We start from the raw sequence: 18148 nt of genomic DNA on the forward strand, positions 1-18148 counted from the left end.
GCCCTGATGCAGCCATCCAGGCGCCGGTTTCGCAAGGCATCAGCTTGCCGCAGCCTGAGGAATCGTTGCCGCATAATGATGCGGAAACAGTCTGCGCATCTCTGCTTCAATCCAATTTCTGGCAACCAAATTGATTTCGTTGGCATCCATGTCCCCGGGCGCGATGGCGGGGCCGATGCTGACGATGATTTCACCGGGCGTCTTCAGCCAGGTGTCACGCCGCCAGAATTCGCCGGCATTGTGCGCGACCGGGACCACGGGTACCTGCGCCTGTTGCGCGAGCCTGGCGCCGCCCGGCTGGTAGCGGCGCGTCGCCCCGAGCTCGACCCGCGTCCCCTCGGGAAAAACCACGACCCAGAAGCCTTCGGCAAGACGCGCCCGCCCCTGCTCGACGACCTGGGTCAGCGCGTCCTTGGCAGCGCCCCGATCGATCGCGATGCCGGAGGTCAAGGCAAGCCCCCAGCCAAAGAAGGGCACTTTCAGCAACTCACGCTTGAATACGAAACATAGCGGCGGAAATATCACCTGCAGCGCCATCGTTTCCCACGCCGATTGATGCTTGGACAGGATCACGGCCGGTTCGGCGGGAATGTTCTCGCGTCCGATCACCCGATAGCGGATGCCCAGCAGATGCCACGCGAACCAGATCACCAGCGGCGCCCAGCTGACGACGATGCGACGGCGCACGGAGGACGGCAACGGAAGGGCAAGTACGCCCAGGATCGCACAGGGCGGCGTGACGATCACAAGGAACATCGCAAACAACAGGGAACGCAAGGCAAGCATGATTCTCCTCACTAGGCGGCGGAATCGGCAACGACCGTTGCAGGACCGGATGGATGGGAACTTACCGAGATGCTCCCACAAGTACCGCTGAAACAAACTGTCCGATCCGACGATGCCCGCCCGCTTCTTTCTGCTCACACTAGGTGCCAATCAGCAATCGGGAAGCATGATTCCCGGGCAGCCTGCCCATCGATCATGGCACTCCGCAATCTTGGAAGACCTTCAGATGACACAGGAACTCAATTTTTCCGGCAAGACGGTACTGGTAGTGGGGGGATCTAGCGGGATCGGCAACGCCATCGCCCAGGCGTTCCGGGCCCGAGGGGCAAGCGTCCATGTCTGGGGCACGCGGGCCGATGCCGGCGCCTATGGTGATTCCCCGGACTCGGATCTGGCCGGGCTGCACTATGCGCAGGTGGACCTGTCCTCTCCCGCCAGCATCCGGCACTACCAGCCGGCTTTCGACCGGCTCGACGTGCTGGTCCTGAGCCAGGGCATCGTGCTCTACGACCGGGCCGAATTCCAGCCCGAGAGTTTCCGAAAGGTGGTCGAAGTGAACCTGAACAGCCTGATGGACTGTTGCGATCGTTTCCACGACATGCTCCAGGCCAGCGCCGGCTCGGTCATCGTCATCAGTTCTTCGTCCGCCTTCCACTCCACCCGCGGCAACCCGGCCTACGGCGCCTCCAAGACCGGCGCCATGGGTCTGACCCGCAACCTCGCCGACGCCTGGGCACCCGAGGGCATCCGGGTCAACGGCATCGCTCCCGGCATGGTGCCCACCAAGATGACCAAGGTCACCACCGATCATCCCAAGCGCGTCGCCGCGATGTGTTCGCAGATCCCCCTGGGCCGCCTGGGCAGCACGGAGGAAGTGGCCGGCGTCGCCCTGTTCTTGGCATCGCCCCTCGCCTCGTACGTGATCGGCCAGACCATCCCGGTGGATGGCGGCCTCACGCTGCGCTGACCGGGAGAGCGGAATGGCGCGCGAAGCTTGGCAGGAACTCGTCGATGTCGATCGACTCGCTGCGTGGATGGACAGCCGGGGCCTGGCGCAAGGAGCGATTGCCGATGCTCGGCCCCTGACCGGCGGCACCCAGAATCTGCTGCTGCGCTTCCGGCGCGGCGACCGGCAATTCGTCCTGCGCCGTCCTCCTCAGCACCCGCGCATGGACGGCACGGCAACGATGCAGCGGGAAGCCCGGGTGCTGGGCGCCCTGGCCGGCACCCGGGTCCCCCATGCGCGCCTGATCGCCGGCTGTGACGACAAGACGATCCTCGGTGCCGGGTTTTACCTGATGGAACCAGTGGAAGGTTTCACCCCCACCGGGCCATTGCCTGCCCCCTTCGTCGAGCATGCCGGCTACCGGCAACAGATCGGGCTGGCCATGGCAGAAGCGATCGCCGAACTCGCCGCGGTCGACTACGTTGCCGTGGGCCTCGCCGATTTCGGCAAGATCGAAGGCTACCTCGAACGACAGGTGGGCCGCTGGCGGTCCCAACTCGAAGGCTATCGCGACTATCCAGGCTGGCCCGGCCCGGCCGGCATCCCGGGGACCGAATCCGTGGGACTCTGGCTGGAAGCGAACAAGCCGGCTACTTTCCAGCCTGGCATCGTGCATGGCGACTATCACCTGGCCAACGTCATGTTCCAGCACGAGCGTCCGGAACTGGCGGCAATCGTGGACTGGGAACTGGCCACCATCGGCGATCCGCTGATCGATCTGGGCTGGCTGATCGCCACCTGGCCCGACGCGGGCGGCGCCAGCATCGTCCCCAAGCTCGAAGCCTCGCCCTGGGACCACTTTGTCCACGCCGACGAACTGATCGAGCGCTATGCGCAGACCAGCCGGCGAGACCTGTCCGACCTGCGCTGGTACACGGTACTCGCCTGCTACAAGCTCGGCATATTGCTCGAAGGCAGCTACGCCCGCGCCTGCGCCGGCAAGGCGCCCATGGATGTCGGCCTGTCGCTGCATGCCGCCACGCTCCGCCTGTTCGAACGCGCCCAGAACTGGATGGAGAGCCGTTAGATGGTTGGCCGCCTGACGCCGTTTACCACCTGTGACGCGGACGATCTATGAAGGCGCTCTGTTACGCGGGTCCACGAACCATTCACTATGAAACGGTTTCGGATGCCAGGCTGGAAGACGACGACGACATCGTGGTGCGCATGGAAGCGTGCGGCATCTGCGGCAGCGATCTGCATATCTACCACGGCCAACCGTTTCCCGGAAACGAAACCCCTTGCTTCAGCGTCGGCCACGAAGCCATCGGCGAAGTCATGGAGGCCGGCAAAGGGGTGCGCCGTTTCAGACCGGGCGACCGGGTTATGCTCTCGGCGTCGGTCGGATGCGGCGCCTGCCGGAACTGCCTCGCCGGGCACGTTCAGGCCTGTACCAGCGGACCGATGCGGATCTACGGCATCGGGCGCGGCTTGGCAGGTTGCCAGGCCGAGGCCATCCGGGTGCCGGCCGCGGACTGCAATGCAGCCCCCATGCCCGAAGGCATCAGCGTCGACCAGGCCATCATGCTGACCGACAACCTCCCCACCGCGTGGCTCGGGTGCATCAATGCCAATATCCACCCGGGCGATACGGTTGCAGTCGTCGGTCTCGGGTCGATCGGTCTGATGGCGGTGGAAAGTGCCTTTGTGTTCGGCGCCAGCCGCGTTTTCGCCATCGACCCCATCGCCGAACGACGCCAGATCGCGGCAAGCCTGGGCGCTATTCCACTGGAACCGACCACCGCGCTTGCCGAAATCCAGGAAGCCACCAGCGGCCAGATGGCGCATAGCGCCATCGAGGCCGTCGGTCTCGATGCGACGATAAAACTGGCGATTGGCCTGGTAGCAAAGTGCGGCACCGTTTCCGTGGTCGGTGCGGGTATCTCCGCCATCAGCGAATTCCCGTTCCGCGAGCTTCTGATCCGCAATCTCGACTTCCGTGCTGGCCTGTGTTCCGCACAAGAGCACTGGGAATCGCTGGTTCCTCTCATCCAGCAGGGACGGCTGCACCCTGAACGTTTCGTTACCCACGCCTTCGCCTTGAACCAGGGCGAAGAAGCCTACCGGATATTCGATGCACGCCTCGACGGTGCGTTGAAGATCGTCATGACGCCGTAGGTTCGTCCTGCGGATCCCAATCACAACGAGGAGTCTCCATGGAATTCGATTTCAGTCCCAAGTCAAAAGAACTGCAACAGCGCCTGTTGCGCTTTTTCGACGAACACATCCTCCCCAACGAACATCGTTTCGCGGAGGAGGTGGAAGCCAACCGGCGCGCCGGCAACGCCTGGCTACCGACCGCCATCGTCGAGGAACTCAAGGAGAAGGCGAAAGCCGCGGGCCTGTGGAACCTGTTCCTGCCGCATTCCGCTCGGGCGCCCGAAGGCCTGTCCAACCTGGACTATGCCCCGCTGTGTGAAATCATGGGCAAGGTGCACTGGGCGCCCGAGGTGTTCAACTGCTCGGCGCCGGACACCGGCAACATGGAAACCCTCGAACTCTACGGCACCGAAGCCCAGAAGGACGCCTGGCTCGACCCCCTGCTGCGCGGCGAAATCCGCTCCAGCTTCGTGATGACCGAACCGGACGTGGCCAGTTCAGACGCTACCAATGTGCAAACCCGGATCGAGCGCGACGGCGACCACTACGTCATCAACGGCAGCAAGTCCTGGATTTCCGGCGCCGGCGACCCGCGCACGAAGATCTACATCGTCATGGGCAAGACCGATCCGACTGCCGCCCGGCACCTGCAGCAATCGATGATCCTGGTCCCGGCCGATACCCCCGGAATCACGGTGACCCGCCCACTGCGCGTGCTCGGTTACGACCATGCGCCCTCCGGCCACATGGCCGTGGAACTGGTCAACGTCCGCGTGCCGATCGACAATCTGCTGCTCGGCGAAGGTCGCGGCTTCGAAATCGCCCAAGGGCGCCTGGGGCCGGGGCGCATCCATCACTGCATGCGCTGCATCGGTGTCGCCGAGCGCGCCCTGGAACTCATGGTGCGCCGAGCCAAGAACCGGGTGGCGTTCGGCCGTCCCCTTTCCGAGCAGGGTGTCTGGCGCGAGCGCATCGCCGAGGCCCGCATCATGATCGAACAGGCCCGCCTGTTGGTGTTCAAAACCGCGTACATGATGGACACCGTCGGTAACAAGCAGGCACGTGGCGAAATCGCCATGATCAAGGTGCTGGCACCCAACGTCTCCAGCCGGATCGTCGATTGGGCTATCCAGATGTACGGCGCCAGCGGCCTGTGCGACGACACGCCCCTGGCCGAAATGTACGCCCTGCAGCGCGCGATCCGTTTCACCGACGGGCCGGATGAGGTGCATCGCAACGCCATTGCCAAGCTGGAGCTCGCGCGCTACGACACATAGAGCAGTCCAGGTCGTGCCCCGACATCCGAAACAGTCTTGAGTCTAGCTTGGCATATGGGCACTTCTGGAGGTTCTGGTGACTTATCGCTTCGATACCATAACCGGCACGCTTGATCGTGGCGTCTTGTTCGCCACGATCGGCAATCCGCCCTGCAACGTAATGTCGGTACAGATGATGTCCGACCTGACCGAATTGGGCCAAAGGATCTCCGCAGATGACAGCGTTCGTGTGCTGGTGCTACAGAGCCAGGACCCGGAATTTTTCATCGCACATTTCGATACCCCCGTCGTCATTCAGAAATCCATCGAGGGGTTGCCCAAACGCGCCAGGGAGTTAAGTCCGCTGCAGGCCATGTGCGCAATGCTTAGGGACAATCCGAAACCCAGCTTGGTGAAAATTGGAGGCCGCGCTGGCGGCGGAGGCAGCGAACTGGCGTCATCCTGTGACATGCGATTCGGCGTGCGCGGCAAAACAGTGATCAACCAGATGGAGGTGCCGCTTGGCCTTCTGCCTGGCGCCTCTGGATCGCAGAACCTGCCTCGACTCATGGGCCGCGGGCGAGCGCTTGAGGTCATTCTCGGCGGTAACGATCTCGATGCCGAAACGGCAGAACGATGGGGTTATCTCAACCGCATCTTCGACACCGTTAACGAAATGGACAGCTTCGTCGACGCCCTTGCGTTCCGTATCGCGAAATGGCCACCCCATGCCGTGGCACTGGCAAAGGAGTCGGTGGGCAACATCGATCTTCCATGGCGGCAGGGATTGTTGGAGGAGCAGTTGCTCGCCGCGCACGCCGTACGCGATCCTGCAACGAAACGACTGCTCCGCAAATTCATGGAGCTCGGTGCGCATACCCGTGATGGCGAGGCGCGCATGGGGACACTGCTCCTCAAAGTCGCAGAGGCGCTGGCTGCCGAGTCAGGAACGAAAAATAAGGGCGATATCCCCTGACCAGCAACAGGTGATTACCGCCAGACCGTATTCATCATAAGTCGTTGGAATTCCAGGCGCGGTTCTAGTACCGAGAGCAGCCAAAACACTAAATAGAGGCATTCCCATGGGAATAAAAGAAGAATCTCACAGGGCATGGCTTCAGCTGGCCTTCAGTTGCCTGCTGGTGGCGACCATGGGGACGACGACCCTGCTATCCTTCTTCACCTTGCCGGTGTCCACGGCATTGGGCGTTCCGCGGGCGGCCTTCACCCTCTATACAAGCATCATGTCCCTGATGGTCATCGTGTCCATGCCCTTCTGGGGCAGGATGCTGCCCAGGATTGGCATCAGGGCCATGGTCGCCATCTCCGGCGCGGGCGCGGGCCTTTCCTACTTGGCAATGTCCCAATTCACCGCCCTGTGGCAATTCTATATTGCCGGCATCGTCGTCGGATTCACATTGCCAGCCTGCTCGTTCCTGCCCGCCTCGGTCATCGTCACCAACTGGTTCGAGAAGCGCCGGGGCACGGCGATGGGCATTGCGATGGCCTTTACCGGTGTCTATGCCGCCCTCGCCAGCACCTTCCTTCCCGGCATGATCATGAAAACTGGCTGGCAGGCTGCCTATCTGTTCCTCGGGATCGTGGTACTGGTGCTGACGATTCCGATTGCACCGTTCCTGCGCGATCATCCGTCGAAGATGGGTTTGCAGCCCTATGGCGCCAGGAAGGAAACGGGCGCGCCGGGGCCGTTCGCCGCACCTTCGGGCGTATCCGCCGCCGTGGCGTACAGATCCGGCGCATTCTGGTTGGTATGCGCCGGACTGTTCTTCGGCCACGCCTCCATCATAGGATTCATCCAGCATGCCCCGGCTCATTTGACGAGCAAGGGCATCAGCCCGGTCGAGGCCGGGACCTTCATGAGTCTGTGCATGCTTTCCCTGATCGGCGCCAAGGTGATCCTGGGCTGGCTGAATGATCGTATCGGAACCGTCGGTTCGAATCTCGTTTGCCTGTCCTTCGGCGCCCTTGCGCTCTTCCTGTTTACCCGGATGGGCGGGCAGGCGGTCATCTCCGGCATCGGCGCGGCCTTGTTCGTTGCCTATGCCTTCGGCTACGCCTACAACAGTATCTTTCCGCCGCTGCTGATATCGAGGATGTTCGGCGCAACGAAGGACTTCGCGTCCATATACGGCGTTGCCTATGCCCTGGCCTGCGTCGGCGTCGCCGTGGGCCCGCCGCTGTTCGGGACTTCCTACGATCTGACGGGCTCCTACGACACCATGCTGCTCATCAGCATCGGCCTGGTCGCCCTCTCCGCAGCCATGTCCATCCTGGCCATCAGAATGAGCGCCCAAATTCCCAGGGCGGCGTAGGTCGGACGGACAAGCGAGCATCCATTCGACAATCCGGCATGACCCCTTTTCATTGCCGATTGAAATTCTGTCGTTTCGGACGATGGCCCGCCGCCATCCGGCGGTAATGATTCAAGGGTCGAGCTTCAGGCTCGCACAACATCGATTCCGCAAGCAAGGCATTGGAGTTTCCGCATGGCAGACACTAGGCAAAGGCTGGCTGACACCGTCGCGGTCGTTACTGGGTCAGCACGAGGAATCGGCCGCTCGATCGCCGAACGACTCGCCGGTGAGGGGGCCCGCGTCGCCTGCCTCGACGTCAGCCCTGCCCGCCTCGAAGCGGCAGTCGCGGAAATGCGCACCGACGGCTTGGACGTCCACCCCTACGTGGTCGATGTCGCCCGGCGCAGCGAGGTGCACGAGGTGTTCCAGCGCATCGAAGCCGATTTCGGCGGACCGGTGGCGACGCTCGTCAACAATGCCGTCTGGGCGCGCTACCAGGCGATCGACGCGATCGACGAAGAAACTCTGGAGCAGATGCTGGCCGTGGGCCTGAAAGGCATCGTCTGGGCGACCCAGGCCGCGACCGCGCAGATGAAGCGGCGCGGCGCCGGCACGGTGATCAACCTCAGTTCCGCGGCCGCCGTAATGGGGCTCCGGGATTCCGTCGCCTACTGCGCCGTCAAGGCGGCGATAACGGGGCTGACGCGCGCCGCGGCGCTCGATCTCGGCCCCCACGGCATCCGCGTCAACGCCATCGCACCCGGCATGATCGCTACACCGGCCTCGCTGGGCAAGTTCGACCAGCCCACCCTCCAGGCACGCGAGCGCAACGTGCCCATCGGCCGCTTCGGCGAGGCCGGAGAAATCGCCGCAGTGGTGGCCTTCCTCGCCTCGGCGGACAGCAGCTACATCAACGGCGCCCTGCTCATGGCCGATGGCGGCCTGACCATTGCGGGGACCTAAATCCGGATCTTCATCGGCAAAGGAGGGCAATCCCGTGCAAAGGTTACAGGGCAAGCGCGCGATCATCACCGGCGCGGGCAGCGGCATCGGACGGGCCAGCGCGCTGCGCTTCGCGCAGGAAGGCGCCCAGGTGCTGGTCACGGGCCGCACCGCGGCCAAGGTCGAGGAAACCGCCGAACTGGTCCGCGCCGCCGGCGGCAGCGCCATCGCGATGGCGGCGGACGCGGCAGTCGAGAACGACGTCGAGGCCATGATCTCCCGCTGCATCGCCGAACTCGGCGGCCTGGAGGTGTTTTTCGCCAACGCGGCGACCTGGGTCGGCAACGTCTCGCTGTTCGAGCAGACGGTCGCCCAGTGGCAGGAGGTGCTGCGGGTCAATCTCATCGGCGCCTTTCTCGCCACCAGGTACGCCGGCCGCCATATGCGGGCGCAGGGCAGCGGGTCCATCATCTTCACCTCGTCGGTCGCATCCCTGCGCGCCAATGCCGGGGATGCGGCCTATAGCGCCAGCAAGGCCGCCGTCAACTCCCTGGCGCAAGTGGCCGCCAACGAGCTGTCTGGCAGCGGCGTGCGGGTCAATGCCATTCTGCCGGGACTCATCGAGACGGAAGGCACCAGGGCGCTGTTCGACGCAGCCAAGGCACGCGGCGCCGCCTCCCGGCTCGGCCAGGTCAATTCGCTCAAGCGCCCCGGACAGCCCGGGGAAATCGCCGCCATGGCGGCATTCCTCGCCAGCGAGGATGCGTCCTACGTCAACGGCCAGGCCATCGCGGTCGATGGTGGGGTATCGAGCACCCATCCGTTCGGCCGCCTGAGTTGAGGTCGTGCCACCCCCTCGAGAATAATGAAGGAGCCATCCCGTGGATCTGGAACTGCCGAAAAAACTGACCGACTACCTCGCCGAGTTGGATGACTTCATCGAGCGCGAGATCAAGCCGCTGGAAAATGAAGACGACAACAACCGCTTCTTCGACCACCGTCGCGAGAACGCGCGGACCGATTGGGAAAATGGCGGGCAGCACGCCAAGGAATGGAGGGCGTTGTTGGCCGAAGTGGTACGGCGTGCCGATGCGGCGGGCCATTACCGCTACGCCTTGCCCTCGGCCTATGGCGGCCGGGATGGAAGCAACCTGGATATGGCGGTGATCCGCGAGCACCTGAACGCCAGAGGCCTGGGCCTGCACAACGACGCCGCCACCGAGCACGCCATCGTTTCCGTGCAGGTACTCACCGCCCAATTGCTGATCGAGTTCGGCAGCGAAGCGCAGAAACGGAAATACCTGCCATCGCTCCTTGACGGTTCCGCGGCGATGGCCATGGCGATCACCGAGCCCTGTCACGGGTCGGACGCCACCCACATGGCAACCATCGCCCGGCGCGAAGGCGAGCACTGGATCATCAATGGCATCAAGACCTGGAACTCGGGCGCCAATTGGGCGGACAGCAATATGGTGTTCGCCCGCACCAGCGGCAAGGCCGGTGATGCGCACGGCATCACCGCCTTCCTGGTGCCGCTCAAGCCCCAGCCACCACAGGGGCATGTGGTGGAGGAACTGTTGTGGACCTTCGTCATGCCCACCGACCACGCCACCGTCAGCCTCACCGAGGTCAGGGTTCACAACGACGACATCGTCGGACGCGAAGGCGAGGGTCTGGCGATCGCGCAGCGCTTCTTCAACGAAAACCGCATCCGCCAGGCTGCAGCGAGCCTCGGCGCGGCGCAATACTGCGTCGACCAGTCGGTCGATTACGCCAAACAGCGGGCGCCCTTCGGCAAGCCGCTGGCGACCAACCAGGGCATCCAGTTTCCCCTGGTCGAATTGCAGACCCAGTGCGAAATGGTCCGTGCCCTGCTGTACAAGACCGCCTGGCTGATGGACAAGTACGGTGCGGCATCGCAAAGCGACAAGGTTTCGATGCTCAACTTCTGGGCCAACCGACTGTGTTGCGAGGCGGCCGACCGGGCCATGCAGGTCCACGGCGGCCTGGGCTATTCCCGGCACAAGCCCTTCGAACACATCTACCGCCACCATCGCCGCTACCGCATCACCGAAGGCACCGAGGAAATCCAGATGCGCCGTGTTGCCGGCTATATGTTCGGCTTCATGAAGTTGGGGAGCGAAGCATGAGCGGGCCACTGGCAGGGGTGAAGGTCGTCGAGATCGTTGGCCTGGGGGCAGCGCCATTCTGCGCCATGATGCTGGCCGACATGGGTGCGGAAGTGATCCGCATCGACCGGCCGGGCGGTGGCGAGATCATGAAGTTGGTCGAACCGCGTTTCGACGTCATGGCCCGCGGGCGACGCTCGGTGGCTATCGACCTGAAGAAGCCGGGGGCCGCCGAAGCCGTGCTCGACCTGGTGGCGCAAGCCGATATTCTGCTGGAAGGCTTCCGTCCCGGTGTGATGGAGCGCATGGGGCTGGGCCCGGATATCTGCCTCGCGCGCAACCCCAGACTGGTCTACGGGCGCATGACCGGCTGGGGCCAGGACGGCCCGCTGGCGCAAGCCGCCGGCCACGACATCAATTACATCGCCCTGAGCGGCGTGCTGCACGCCATCGGCAAGCCGGACGAACCGCCCTTGCCGCCGATGAACCTTATCGGCGACTTTGGTGGCGGCGGCATGCTGCTGGCCTTCGGCATCCTCTGTGCCCTGCATGAAGCGGGAAAATCCGGCCACGGCCAGGTGGTCGACGCGGCCATGGCCGAAGGTTCGGCGCTGCTCGCCGCGATGAACTGGGGCTTCAAGGCCGCCGGGCTGTGGCGCAACGAGCGCGGCAGCAACGTCAATGACGGCGGCGCCCACTATTACAGCGCCTACGCTTGCGCCGACGGCCGCTGCATCTCGATCGCCGCTGCCGAACCGCAGTTCTACACCCTGCTGCGCCAGAAGCTGGGGCTGGACGACCCCGTGTTCGACGCGCAGAACGACCATCGACGCTGGCCGGAACTCAAGGCTCGGCTCGCCGGAATCTTCAAGACCAGGACGCGTGCTGAATGGTGCGCCCTGCTGGAAGGAAGCGATGTCTGCTTCGCCCCGGTACTTGACTGGAACGAAGCGCCGGAACATCCGCACAACCGCGCACGCGGCATGTTCATTGACATCAACGGCGTCACCCAGCCGGCGCCGGCGCCGCGCTTCAGCCGCACTCAGCCACCCGCGCCCCGGCCCCCTTCCGCACCCGGCGCCGATACCGCAACTGCCTTGCGCGACTGGGGCTTCGATCCCGGCCGGATCGACGCGCTGTGCGCCAGCGGGGTGCTGCCGCCGCACACCTGAACCCGAACAGCCATCTCCCCCGACAACAGGAAGCCCCATGACCATGTTCATCGACAAGGGCCGGGAAGCGGCACAGGACTGGGACGCCGTTGCCCACTATCTCGCAGGACAAGGCATGACCCTCGACCGTGAGCGGGAGATCCGCCAGTTCGCCTCCGGCATCGCCAATCTGAACTACCTCGTCTCGCTCGACGGCAAGCCGGCGGTGTTCCGCCGTCCGCCCGACAACGACGCGCCCCCCGGCGCCTACGACTTCGCCCGCCAGTACAAGATTCTCTCCCGGCTGGGCAAATGCCTGCCGACCACGCCGCGGGGGCTAGCGTATTGCGACGACACCCGAGTGATCGGCGTGCCCTTTCTGATCAGCGAATTCCGCAAAGGCATCGCCATCGGCCGCGAATTGCCGGAGCAACTCGCCGCGGTGGACCACATTGGCGGCAGGCTCAGTGCGCTGATCGTCGCCGCCCTGGCGCAGCTGCACCGAATTTCCCCCGTCGAGGCCGGGCTCGCCGACTTGGGCAAGGCCGAAGGCTTCATCGCCCGGCAGATCCACGGCTGGCACAAACGCGCCTCACGGGTCATGTCGGGCGAGCCGATGCGCAAGGTCGACCTGCTCCGCGACTGGCTGGCCGCCCATCAGCCGGCCGAACGGCCAGGAACCTTGGTACACCTGGATTTCAAGCTGGACAACGTGCTGGTCGACCCGGAGACCCTGACCGTGCAAGGCATCGTCGACTGGGAGATGGCGACCATCGGCGACCCCTGCTACGACGTGATGCTGATGCTCAGCCTCTGGGGCGAACCGGCGGACGGGCCGGTCTATGCGCAGCAGTGGTGCATGCCCTGCACCGCCTCCGGCTGGTGGACCCGGCGCCAGACGCTGGAGGTCTATCAACGGCAAACCGGCATTCATCTCTCCGAGGCGGACGTGAAGTTCTACTGGCTGCTCGCGATGTTCCGCAACGTCGGCGCACTAGCCCAGTTGATCGCCCTCTACCAGCGGGAGGCCATGCCCAATGCCAGCACCATCGATATGCCCGCTGTTCTCGCCTCCACCCTCGACCATGCCCTTGCCCTGACCGCCAGGCCGCTCGACTGGTAGCGGGCATACCGCCCGACACCAGGCAGCCCCGGCACCGACGACACGACCCGATGACGTAGAAATACTGGAATGAAAAAGAACGCCTCCCTCTCCGTGCTGGAAACACTTTCGTTCGACGAAGTTCTCTTCAGGCGGAGGTCGGTACGCGGCTACCTTGCCGACGAAGTGCCCGCTGACGTCCTTCGGGACGTCTTCGGGCTTGCTCAGCGGGCACCGTCCAACTGCAACGTGCAGCCGTGGATCGTGCACGTCGTGTCGGGCGATGCGCGGCACGACCTGCGGGACAAACTGCTCGCGGCCGCGCGCTGCCCCGAAAAGATGAATCCGGACTGGCCCGTCGATATCAGGTTCAAAGGCGTTTTCCGCGAACGTCAGTTCGATGCCGCAGCCCAGCTCTACGGCGCCTTGGGCGTGGAAAGGCAAGACATGGCGGGCCGCAACGACGCCTATCTGCGCAATTTCGCCTTCTTTGACGCACCGCACGTGGCCTTCATCTTCATGCCGCTGCCGTTCGACGTCCGCCAGGCATCGGATTGCGGCATGTACGCCCAGACGCTCATGCTGGCAATGGTCTCGCGCGGGATCGATTCCTGCGCGCAGGGTGCCCTGACCCTGCATCCCGACGTGGTGCGCGAACACCTCGGCATCCCGTCGGCGCATCGGCTGCTGCTGGGCATTTCCTTTGGCTACGAAGACCCCGGCGCGAAGGCCAATGCCGCCCGCGTGGGCCGGGGCGCGCTGTCCCAGGCCGTCCAGTTTCACCGGTGACTTGCCGGGCTCCATAGCATGGCGCTGGACCATTGATTCCTTATGAACGAACACTCGCGAGGGGACCCTCTCGACATACGACAAGAAAAATAGAGAGCATCATCTGCCCGGCTGCCTGTATTTGGCGCTGACCCTGCGCTGGCCTTGGCCAAAAGCACGGCAAGTCGCCAGGACGACATCCAGGACATGCGAACGCTGACCAGCTCGGTGACGGCGAACGTGCTGATCTATTACAACATCAACGGCACTCCCTACGACATCAGCAATGGCGAAGCCTACAGAAACGACATGGCGCATCTGCAATGGCTGGCCAGGCAGTTGGCCACGGCGGCATCATCGAGCAGGTGCAGAATCTGAATGCCGCCATCGCCGAAGCGCCTTCTCTTGATCGGCGATCTCGGCGCCAACTTCGACTTCCTGCGCGTCACGGTGGTCCTTGACCCAGCGGCGCAAGAGGTTGGCGTTCAGTCCATTGGCCAGCGCCACTGCCGCAATCGAGATGCCCGGCTGCAGGCACGCTGCAATGACTTGCTGTTTGAATTCTTCCGCGTGCCGACGACGACCCTGGCGCTTGGGCGCCCACCAATTTAGCGTACATGTGTCCACCTAAGTTACGTGGACACGATCCTCGCCGCCTCAGCGGCTCTCAGCAATGTGGTCGGGTTGGACGCTTACGGACGAGCCCGGTCCCTGAGCGCCGTTCGGGCCGCACAGAAAATATCTTTTTTGGGTTGATCCCGGTTTGACACCTTACTGGGCGACCGAGCGCCTGAGCGCCCGTTGCAACGCTGCCAAGACGGCAGCCGAGGTGCGATGGCGGCGTTTTGCGGCGTTTTTGTGCCGCCGTCGGGCAAGGCGGTGCTTCGGCTTGCGGGCACCGATTTCCCTGAACCGCTGACGGGGTGGTTCGCTTACACGGTCAGCGTGCCCCCGGCGCGACACTTGGCACGGGGTTCGCCCCCCAATCCTCTCAACTTAGCGCTTCGTCATGAAATTCAGATGCTGCTTCCCGGCGCTTGATTCCGATGCGATAATGCCCACGTAACCAATTGTTTAATTTAGGCTTTTCCATGACGGCCTAAATATGCTGATATCGTATGTGGGCTGACCAACTCCCTGAATTCTCAGGACCTTCTGGAGGCCAACCGACTCGCGCCCCAGTTCTTCACCCGCTGCCGCGCGCTGCCTTTCGCCACCGTGCTCGCGTTCCTGCTCTGTGGCGTACGCGGTGCCGTGCAGGCCGAGCTCGACAGCTTTTTCGCCTTGCTCGCTGCGAAGCGCACCCGACTGCTGCGCGTGGTCACCGCACAAGCCTTCTCCAAGGCGCGTCACCAGATTCGCGCCGATGTCTTCGAGCGCGTCAATCACGCGCTGCTCGCGCTCGTAGGCGAAGAGATCGGCTTCGCCCGCTGGTGCGGCCTGCGCCTGGTCGCCGCCGACGCCTCGCACGTACGCCTCACGCTGTTCGATCCCTAGCGCCGCGTGCGCTACATCAAGGAGGCCGTGGCCTTCGGCCTGTTCCTGCCCGGCCTCGAACTGTTCGAGCACTTCACCCTCTACGAGCCGGTGTGCGACGAGCGCCAGATGCTTGTCGAGCATCTCGATGCGCTGGCCGCGGGCGATCTGCTGCTGCTCGATCGCGGCTACTCGAGCGCGTGGCTGGTGGCGCTGCTCATCGACCGCGACATCCCGTTCTGCATGCGCTGCGACGTCGAGGACAACGGCTTCGGGGCGGTGCGCCGCTTCATGCGGTCCGGCCAGCGCGAGGCGTTCGTCACCTTGCCTGCGCCCAGCGCGCGCGACGCGGCCGACTACGAGTGTCCGCGCACCGCGCCGCGCGTGCGCCTGGTCCGCCAGGTCACGCCGCAGGGCAAGGTGCGCGTGCTGATGACTTCGCTCTTCGACACCGAGCGCTTTCCCCCCGAGGCCTTCGCCCAGCTCTACCATCAGTCAGCGCTGGCGTATCGAGGAGGCATTCAAACGTCTCAAGCATCGCCTCCACCTCGAGCACACCAGCGGTTTGTCCTGGCTTGCCGCCCGGCAGGACTTCGGCGCCAAGGCTGTGTGCGACAACCTCGCCGCACTGGCCGCATGGTGCGCCGCCGAGCGCCACCTGGAGCCCGACACCGCCTGGCGCATCAACCGCACCCTGGCCTTCAACGTCCTGCGCCGCATCCTGCCGCGCGCACTCGTCACCGCCACCCTGGGCGCCCGCATCGTCGCCGAGGTGCTCGCCCAGATCGCACTCAACGTCCGGAAATTCGTTCCCGAACGCCATCGACCTCGAGCCCCGCGCGACAAGCCGCACAAGTTCCATGCTTACAAACCCGCGGTATGATCAATGCCTAAGTTGAGAGGATTGCCGCCGTAACGGGTCTCCCGCGCTGCACGGTCTATCCTCCACAACATGCCACCCCTGATACCCCGGGAGTCAATGCCCGCTACTTCCGTTCTTCCAGCGCTCATCCAACGGCCTTCCCCTTCAGACCACAGGGTCGGCTCCTCCATTCGTGTTACGAGGCTACGTCTAGGTTCACTTGCGTTGCGGCCTGCTGCTTTGCCCTTGGGAAACTTACGACCTCCGATTACTCGGACGCCGCTTCCCGGTGCTAGAAAGGCGTACGGACAACTCCTTTCACGGGACTTTAACCCGCTGGATATACCGCCGATCACAGCGAACGGCCTGTCCACAATCGAGCCACCTCAGCACCGCCGGCGGCAACGCGGCCGACGACTTCATGCTCCGGGAAGTAGGGACAGGGTGCGTGTTTGAGAGCAAGGGACATATGGATTTGGCCTCCTTATGCCTTTGCCAAAGGCGGGTTCGATCTAGGTGGGCGACTGGGCGCCTCCGGCGATGTCGGATACTTGTGACCGGCTAGGATGCATACCAGAGACCTTACCGAGTTGCGCAGCTCCACGACGGCTGCCTCATCGAGCCCTAATTGACGAGAGAGTGTTTCCGGGACGGTCTTCGCGACATCGCGCAAATCATGTCCATGGGGCGTCAGCGCGACGAGCACCCGCCGCTCGTCCTCGGGATCGCGACGTCGACTGATGAACCCGCCTTGCTCCATGCGCTTGAGCAATGGTGTCAAGGTGCCATTCTCCAGATGCAGGCACTCACCAAGGTCGCCAACGCTGACCGGCGATCGTTCCCACAGCACCAACATGACCAGATACTGCGAATAGGTTAGGCCAAGCGGTTCCAACACAGGTCGATAGACTCGCGTCAACAAGTTGGTTGCAGCATAAAGCGGGAAACAAAGCTGACGATCCAGTCGCAGCGGGTTGTCTTCTGGTGTGGGCCGTGCGGATTTCATGATTGAGTGCGAGACCTTAGCTGAAAAGTACCCTAGCGATTTTATCGCTAACCAATTGAAGTGTAATGACAAAGCTCCGCCTGCGGAAGGTCTGCACGGGTCATTTCTCGCTGTGATACCCCTGCGAATACGTTTGTATGAAGGCACTGACCGATATAGCCGCTCAAGCACACCAGTGATCAGATGGGTTTACTGACCATGGCATAGGCGGAAAGCACGAGGGCTGCAATCTGAATCAATAGTGCGACTCTTCGCTTCCTGGCCTCATGTGCTGCGTCGAAAGTTTTTTTCGAAATGTTGGCAGCGATGCCGTGAACCACAAATGCCGCCAGCCCAATATAAGGAAATAGCATGGCGTGCCATGGCCCTACGGCTGTCACCGCCAAGCCGGTCAATCCTGCCAGCCCGGAAACTATTCGGTGAGCGATGTACGTCACCTTCGCTTGGCCGCCCAAGCCGCCAGAGGTTCTACGACTCCCATTCCAGGCCAGAACTGTCCAGACACCTGTCAGGAATATCGACAAGGCAGCGGTCAAAAGATGGCTATGCTTTAAGGCTAGATACATATGGGTCCCCTATGGTCAACAGCATCCTTCTTCGATAAGACAATTCGATTCGGCAACGCACGTGTAGCGTAAGCGTCCGCCCGAGACCGTCTTGACGCTCAGACCTTGATTTTGTGGAGGCGCAGATCGACCGCCGCGATGTCGAAGGCGGCCGGATCGAACGGTGCGCCGTACCATTCGAGCATGTCGTGGTGTTCAGGATGGTCCGGATCGGCCATTGCCGCGACGAAGTCGGCGTAGCCGGGTGCGCCGCCGACATCCTCAGGCGGGGTGGCGTTGGCGCCGCCAAGGCAGAGCGCCGTATCGAAGAGCGAGTCGGGTGGTAGGCGGCGTTCGACCTTGATGCGATGCTCCCAGTCGTCACCGAAGTCGTAGACGTAGCGGAAGGATTTGGCGCCGCCGAGCGCGGTCGCGAGCCGCACGCGTTGTTCGTTGCGAACGGGCTCGAAGTCGTAATCGGGATCGGGGACGCCATAGCGCTCGCCGGTGATCTCGAACTCGTGCAGATGGCAGTCGTGCCAGCCCATCACGGCCTGGATGACCTGATGCAGCTTCGGCAGCGTGATGGTTTCCGGGACCGCCACCCGACGCCAGATGGCCGGCTTGATCCTGGCTAGCTCGATCCGCAGTTGCAGCAGATGCGGCGCGGGTCGCGCCTTGGGAAGTCGTACAACAGTGCCCAT

Annotated in this window: 20 protein-coding genes; 14 read left to right on the top strand and 6 right to left on the bottom strand. The window is 63.5% G+C overall.

Going from position 1 to position 18148, the window contains the following annotated elements; genetic code table 11:
• Positions 1 to 39: 39 nt before the first annotated feature.
• The gene (locus AzCIB_RS12175; RefSeq protein WP_050416137.1) at positions 40 to 786 is read right to left on the bottom strand and encodes a lysophospholipid acyltransferase family protein; all 747 of its coding nucleotides are present in this window, start codon (positions 784 to 786) and stop codon (positions 40 to 42) included.
• A 226-nt stretch (positions 787 to 1012) separates the two neighbouring features.
• On the opposite strand from AzCIB_RS12175, the gene AzCIB_RS12180 reads away from it, so the two are divergent.
• The 13 genes from AzCIB_RS12180 (at position 1013) to AzCIB_RS12240 (ending at position 13933) form a co-directional block, all read left to right on the top strand.
• Positions 1013 to 1753 carry an SDR family NAD(P)-dependent oxidoreductase gene (locus tag AzCIB_RS12180; protein ID WP_050416138.1) on the top strand — a complete coding sequence of 247 codons (741 nt, stop codon included), beginning with the start codon at positions 1013 to 1015 and terminating at the stop codon, positions 1751 to 1753.
• 13 nt (positions 1754 to 1766) lie between these two features.
• Positions 1767 to 2819, top strand: coding sequence for a phosphotransferase family protein (locus AzCIB_RS12185; RefSeq protein WP_050416139.1), 1053 nt, complete (start codon positions 1767 to 1769; stop codon positions 2817 to 2819).
• A 47-nt stretch (positions 2820 to 2866) separates the two neighbouring features.
• Positions 2867 to 3910 (top strand): alcohol dehydrogenase catalytic domain-containing protein, encoded by a 1044-nt coding sequence (locus AzCIB_RS12190; protein ID WP_050416140.1) that lies wholly within the window; start codon positions 2867 to 2869, stop codon positions 3908 to 3910.
• Between the two features lie 38 nt (positions 3911 to 3948).
• Positions 3949 to 5169, top strand: coding sequence for an acyl-CoA dehydrogenase family protein (locus tag AzCIB_RS12195; protein ID WP_050416141.1), 1221 nt, complete (start codon positions 3949 to 3951; stop codon positions 5167 to 5169).
• Between the two features lie 76 nt (positions 5170 to 5245).
• Positions 5246 to 6124, top strand: coding sequence for an enoyl-CoA hydratase/isomerase family protein (locus tag AzCIB_RS12200; RefSeq protein WP_050416142.1), 879 nt, complete (start codon positions 5246 to 5248; stop codon positions 6122 to 6124).
• 106 nt (positions 6125 to 6230) lie between these two features.
• On the top strand, positions 6231 to 7481 hold the full coding sequence (locus AzCIB_RS12205) for an MFS transporter (protein ID WP_083446991.1): 1251 nt from the start codon (positions 6231 to 6233) through the stop codon (positions 7479 to 7481).
• A 174-nt stretch (positions 7482 to 7655) separates the two neighbouring features.
• Positions 7656 to 8426 (top strand): SDR family NAD(P)-dependent oxidoreductase, encoded by a 771-nt coding sequence (locus AzCIB_RS12210; protein WP_083446992.1) that lies wholly within the window; start codon positions 7656 to 7658, stop codon positions 8424 to 8426.
• Between the two features lie 34 nt (positions 8427 to 8460).
• Positions 8461 to 9246, top strand: coding sequence for an SDR family NAD(P)-dependent oxidoreductase (locus AzCIB_RS12215; protein WP_050416145.1), 786 nt, complete (start codon positions 8461 to 8463; stop codon positions 9244 to 9246).
• A gap of 40 nt (positions 9247 to 9286) precedes the next feature.
• Positions 9287 to 10555 (top strand): acyl-CoA dehydrogenase family protein, encoded by a 1269-nt coding sequence (locus AzCIB_RS12220; protein WP_050416146.1) that lies wholly within the window; start codon positions 9287 to 9289, stop codon positions 10553 to 10555.
• Positions 10552 to 11706: a CaiB/BaiF CoA transferase family protein gene (locus tag AzCIB_RS12225; RefSeq protein WP_050416147.1), complete on the top strand. Its 1155-nt coding sequence runs from the start codon at positions 10552 to 10554 to the stop codon at positions 11704 to 11706. Before AzCIB_RS12220 ends, AzCIB_RS12225 begins: the two co-directional genes overlap by 4 nt.
• Before the next feature lie 37 nt (positions 11707 to 11743).
• Entirely contained in the window at positions 11744 to 12808 is a 1065-nt protein-coding gene (locus AzCIB_RS12230; protein WP_050416148.1) for a phosphotransferase family protein, read from the top strand.
• Positions 12809 to 12877: 69 nt separating this feature from the next.
• The gene (locus AzCIB_RS12235) at positions 12878 to 13576 is read left to right on the top strand and encodes a nitroreductase (protein ID WP_050416149.1); all 699 of its coding nucleotides are present in this window, start codon (positions 12878 to 12880) and stop codon (positions 13574 to 13576) included.
• Positions 13577 to 13762: 186 nt separating this feature from the next.
• The gene (locus AzCIB_RS12240) at positions 13763 to 13933 is read left to right on the top strand and encodes a hypothetical protein (RefSeq protein ID WP_157058489.1); all 171 of its coding nucleotides are present in this window, start codon (positions 13763 to 13765) and stop codon (positions 13931 to 13933) included.
• Here AzCIB_RS12240 and AzCIB_RS24890 read toward each other — a convergent pair.
• Both AzCIB_RS24890 and AzCIB_RS24225 read right to left on the bottom strand, forming a co-directional pair.
• Positions 13910 to 14182 carry a transposase gene (locus AzCIB_RS24890; RefSeq protein WP_083446993.1) on the bottom strand — a complete coding sequence of 91 codons (273 nt, stop codon included), beginning with the start codon at positions 14180 to 14182 and terminating at the stop codon, positions 13910 to 13912. The two genes, AzCIB_RS12240 and AzCIB_RS24890, sit on opposite strands and share 24 nt — an antisense overlap.
• Positions 14183 to 14629: 447 nt before the next feature.
• Entirely contained in the window at positions 14630 to 15523 is an 894-nt protein-coding gene (locus AzCIB_RS24225; protein WP_050416152.1) for a hypothetical protein, read from the bottom strand.
• Here AzCIB_RS24225 and AzCIB_RS24230 point away from each other — a divergent pair.
• Positions 15522 to 15914: a transposase gene (locus AzCIB_RS24230; RefSeq protein WP_198149704.1), complete on the top strand. Its 393-nt coding sequence runs from the start codon at positions 15522 to 15524 to the stop codon at positions 15912 to 15914. The two genes, AzCIB_RS24225 and AzCIB_RS24230, sit on opposite strands and share 2 nt — an antisense overlap.
• A gap of 463 nt (positions 15915 to 16377) precedes the next feature.
• Here AzCIB_RS24230 and AzCIB_RS23825 read toward each other — a convergent pair whose 3' ends face one another.
• The 3 genes from AzCIB_RS23825 to AzCIB_RS12265 all read right to left on the bottom strand — a co-directional run bounded on the left by AzCIB_RS23825 (position 16378) and on the right by AzCIB_RS12265 (position 18148).
• Positions 16378 to 16899 carry a MarR family winged helix-turn-helix transcriptional regulator gene (locus tag AzCIB_RS23825; protein WP_083446994.1) on the bottom strand — a complete coding sequence of 174 codons (522 nt, stop codon included), beginning with the start codon at positions 16897 to 16899 and terminating at the stop codon, positions 16378 to 16380.
• Between the two features lie 179 nt (positions 16900 to 17078).
• On the bottom strand, positions 17079 to 17465 hold the full coding sequence (locus AzCIB_RS24690; protein WP_157058490.1) for a hypothetical protein: 387 nt from the start codon (positions 17463 to 17465) through the stop codon (positions 17079 to 17081).
• Between the two features lie 98 nt (positions 17466 to 17563).
• On the bottom strand, positions 17564 to 18148 hold the full coding sequence (locus AzCIB_RS12265) for a plasmid pRiA4b ORF-3 family protein (RefSeq protein ID WP_050415270.1): 585 nt from the start codon (positions 18146 to 18148) through the stop codon (positions 17564 to 17566).

This window comes from Azoarcus sp. CIB (assembly GCF_001190925.1).
Classification (GTDB): domain Bacteria; phylum Pseudomonadota; class Gammaproteobacteria; order Burkholderiales; family Rhodocyclaceae; genus Aromatoleum.